Source organism: Mesorhizobium sp. M7A.F.Ca.CA.002.04.1.1 (genome assembly GCF_004022805.1).
GTDB classification, from domain to species: Bacteria; Pseudomonadota; Alphaproteobacteria; order Rhizobiales; family Rhizobiaceae; genus Mesorhizobium; species Mesorhizobium ciceri.
In genome coordinates this window covers 1-2,160 of sequence record NZ_RZPL01000873.1, presented here as the reverse complement: position 1 = coordinate 2,160, position 2,160 = coordinate 1, and the positions used below count along the sequence as shown (strand labels likewise).

The following is a 2,160-nucleotide window of genomic DNA, read 5'->3' as shown; positions in this document are numbered from 1 at the left end:
CCACAGGAAGCGCGGTGAATAGGCGCGGCCGCACATGCCGTAATTGCCGGCGCCGAACGAACCGCCGATGATGACAGTCACCTTCGGCACCCTGGCGGTGGCAACCGCCATCACCAGCTTGGCGCCATCCTTGGCGATGCCGCCTGCTTCATATTTTCGACCGACCATGAAGCCGGTGATGTTCTGCAGGAAGACCAATGGAATTTTGCGCTGGCAGCACAGTTCGATGAAGTGCGCGCCCTTCAGCGCGCTTTCGGAAAACAGCACGCCGTTGTTGGCGATGATGCCGACCGGCACGCCATGGAGATGGGCAAAGCCGGTGATCAGCGTGGTGCCGTAATTCTGCTTGAACTCGTCGAATTCGGAACCGTCGACGACGCGCGCGATGACCTCGCGCGCGTCATAGGGCTGGCGCAGGTCGGTCGGCACGATGCCATAAAGTTCATCCGCCGGATGAAGCGGCGGAATCGCTCTCCTAGAGTTCAGGCTTACAGTCTTGTTCCGATTCAGGTTCTTGACGATGCGCCGGCAGATGGCGAGGGCATGGTCGTCGTCCAGCGCATAGTGGTCGGCAACACCGGAAAGCCTGGTGTGCACATCCGCACCGCCGAGATCCTCGGCACTGACATCCTCGCCCGTCGCCGCCTTCACCAGCGGCGGGCCGCCGAGGAAGATGGTTGCCTGATTGCGCACCATGATCGTCTCGTCGGACATTGCCGGCACATAGGCGCCGCCCGCCGTGCACGAACCCATGACGCAGGCGATCTGCGGAATGCCTGATGCCGACATGTTGGCCTGGTTGTAGAAGATGCGGCCGAAATGCTCGCGGTCGGGAAACACCTCCTCCTGGTTGGGCAGATTGGCGCCGCCGCTGTCGACGAGGTAGATGCAGGGAAGATTGTTCTGCAGTGCGATCTCCTGCGCCCGCAAATGCTTCTTCACGGTCAGCGGATAATAGGTGCCGCCCTTCACGGTGGCGTCGTTGACGACGACCATCACCTCGGTGCCTTCGACGCGGCCGATGCCGGCGATCATGCCGGCCGAAGAGATCTCCTCGCCATACATCGACCATGCCGCGAACTGGCCGATCTCGAGGAAGGGTGAGCCGACATCCAGCAATTGCGCAAGGCGCTCGCGCGGCAGAAGCTTGCCGCGCGAGACATGGCGCTCACGCGCTTCCTCCGAACCGCCGAGCTCGACGGTGGCGGCCTTTTCCGCAATGTCGGCGACCAGCGCCCGCATGCGCTCGGCGTTGGCACGGAAGGTTTCGGAGGAGGGGGAGATCTGGGTTTGCAACGTGGCCATACCTACACCCCCTCCGCCATGATCTCGCGGCCGATCAGCCAGCGGCGGATTTCGCTGGTGCCGGCGCCGATCTCGTAGAGCTTGGCATCGCGCAACAGGCGGCCGGTTGGATAGTCGTTGATGTAGCCGTTGCCGCCAAGCAGCTGGATGGCGTCGAGCGCCATCAGCGTCGCCTTCTCGGCGGCAAACAGCACGCAGCCGGCGGCATCCTTGCGCGTCGTCTGGCCACGATCGCAGGCGGCGGCGACGGCATAGACATAGGCGCGCGCGGCATTCAGCGTCGTGTACATGTCGGCCAGCTTGCCCTGCACCAGTTGGAACTCGCCGATCGCCTGTCCGAACTGCTTGCGCTCATGCACATAGGGGATTGCCACGTCGAGGCACGCCGCCATCAGGCCGATCGGGCCGCCGGCAAGCACCGTGCGCTCATAGTCTAGGCCAGACATCAGCACTTCGACGCCGCGCCCTTCCTCATGCAGCACGTTGTCGAAGGGCACCTCGACATCCCTAAACACCAGCTCGCCGGTGTTGGAGCCGCGCATGCCGAGCTTGTCGAGCTTTTGCGCCACGGAAAATCCGGCAAAAGCCTTCTCGACGATGAAGGCGGTGATGCCGCGCGATTTCTGGTCCGGATCCGTCTTGGCATAGACCACCAGCGTCTCGGCGTCCGGCCCGTTGGTGATCCACATCTTGGTGCCGTTGAGCACGTAGCGGTCATTGCGCTTTTCGGCGCGCAGCTTCAGCGAGACGACGTCCGAGCCGGCGCCGGATTCCGACATCGCCAGCGCGCCGACTCGCTCGCCCGAGCACAGCGGCGGCAGGTATTTTTCCTTCTGCGCCTGCGTCGCCCAGCGG

At 63.7% G+C, this 2,160-nt stretch carries 2 protein-coding genes; both read right to left on the bottom strand.

What is annotated here, in order from left to right; all coding sequences use genetic code 11:
• Positions 1-1,305, bottom strand: a 1,305-nt coding sequence (locus ENZ75_RS29755) for a carboxyl transferase domain-containing protein (protein ID WP_128278547.1), incomplete at its 3' end; no start/stop codon positions are given.
• Positions 1,306-1,307: 2 nt separating this feature from the next.
• Positions 1,308-2,160: acyl-CoA dehydrogenase family protein (locus ENZ75_RS29750; protein WP_128278546.1), on the bottom strand; the 853-nt coding region annotated here is incomplete at its 5' end.